Genomic DNA, 1,914 nt, shown 5'->3' on the forward strand with positions numbered 1-1,914 from the left:
TGTTTGTGTTTATTGAACTGTTGGTCGAAGAGGTTTTTGAAGGGTCCGTTTTTCTGCATGAGTTGGTCGAGGTTTCCCTGTTCGGCGATAGCGCCGTCCTGGATGACGATGATCTTGTCTGCCTCCAGCACGGTTGACAGGCGGTGGGCGATGACGATGACGGTGACATCCTGTGTCAGGGCGTCCAGCGCCTCTTTGACCAGCGATTCCGATTCCGCGTCCAGCGCGCTTGTGGCCTCGTCCAGCAGCAGGATTTCGGCCTTGCGCAGAATGGCGCGGGCAATCGCGATGCGCTGTTTCTGACCGCCCGACAGAAAGGTTCCGTTTTCGCCCACCGGGGTCTCATAGCCCTGCGGCAGGTCAGTGATGAACTGATGCGCATGTGCGGCCCGGGCTGCCGCGATCACCTCTTCATCGCTCGCCTCGGGTGCCGAGCAGCGCAGGTTGTCCATCACCGAGGCCGAGAACAGGAACGTGTCCTGACCGACATACGAGATTTTCCGCCGCAGCGAGGCAAAGCTGACATCCCTCAGGTCCTGGCCATCGATCTCGACGCTGCCCTGATCGGGGTCGTAAAACCGCATGATCAGGCCAAACAACGTGGATTTGCCACCACCGGACTGGCCGACAAGGGCCGTGGTTTTCCCGGCCTCGAAAGTGGCGCTCATGTTGTCGATCACCGGCACCGTGCCCTGATAGCCAAAGGTCACATTGCGCAGCGTGATCTGTCCGGGGCCGTCACTCAGGTCACGGGCCCGGGGGCTTTCCACCATCGTGTCCTCCTGATCCAGCAGGCTGAACAACATGCCGACACCGACCATGCAGGTTTCAATCTGGACCCGCATCCTGGACAGGCGCTTGGCGGGTTCATAGGCCATCAGCAAAGCGGTGATGAAGGACATCAACTGACCCGCGGTCGGCTGTTCGGTGCCCGCGATGCCCATCGTGCTGACAATGAGAACCCCGGCAACCGCCAGACCGGCCAGAAACTCCATCAGCGGGCTGGCAATGGCCTGCAACCGGGCGATGTCGTTCGAGCGCTGTTCGACCTTCCGGATCGCGGTCTCCATTCGGTCGATCATGCGATCTTCAAGCGCAAACACCTTGATTACCTTGATCCCCGCCGAGGTCTCTTGCAGCACCCGAATGATCTCGGCCAGCGATTTGAACTCGGCCTGCATGATCGAGCGGACGCTTTTCAGCAGATACCGCACCCCCAGAAGGGCAACCGGGCCCACCACAAAGAACATCACCGACAGGACCGGCTGCTGATACACCATGACCACAATCAGGCCGACCAGGGTCAGGGCATCGCGGACAAACCCGGTGACCAGAACATCGATCAGGCCCCGGGCCGATTGCGCGCCATTGGTCGTGCGCATCAGCAGATCCGATGATTCATTGGTCGAAAAGAACGACACCCCGTGCCGGACCAGCTTGCGGTACAGCTTCTCCTGCTGCTGGGCCACAATCCGGTTGCCCGCGCGCGCCAGAAAGACGGCCTGAATATACGAGGCCACCGCCTTGGTCAGGAACAGAAGCACAACCCCCAGCGCAATGACATGCGCCCATCCCCGCAATTCCGGGCTGGTCATGGCATCAACGATATATTCCATCATGTAAGCCGAGCCGGCGGTGGTGACCGCCACCGCGATCATCGCCAGGATCGCAACGCCGTAAAGCCCGCCCTGCGCATAAAAGCTCTCACCGACAAGCCGGCCCATATAGCCCGATCGCCACTTGTTCCAGGCGCGCTTCATCATTGCGTTCTCCAAATCCGTGAAACGGTGCGCACGCCCAGATACCCCATATCCCGCCGCGCCTAAAGGACAGATGCAACCCTGCGGCACACCAACCCATCCCAACATCCAAACACGCTAAATAAGACCTCACACACAAACCCGCAACCAAAAC

The 1,914-nt window shown here is 60.0% G+C and carries 1 protein-coding gene; it reads right to left on the minus strand.

Going from position 1 to position 1,914, the window contains the following annotated elements:
* On the minus strand, window positions 1–1,763 hold a 1,763-nt coding region (locus ACR0M9_RS21045), incomplete at its 3' end, for an ABC transporter ATP-binding protein (protein ID WP_480774599.1).
* Window positions 1,764–1,914: the final 151 nt, after the last annotated feature.

The sequence above is a fragment of the Ruegeria sp. CH2 genome (assembly GCF_056537065.1).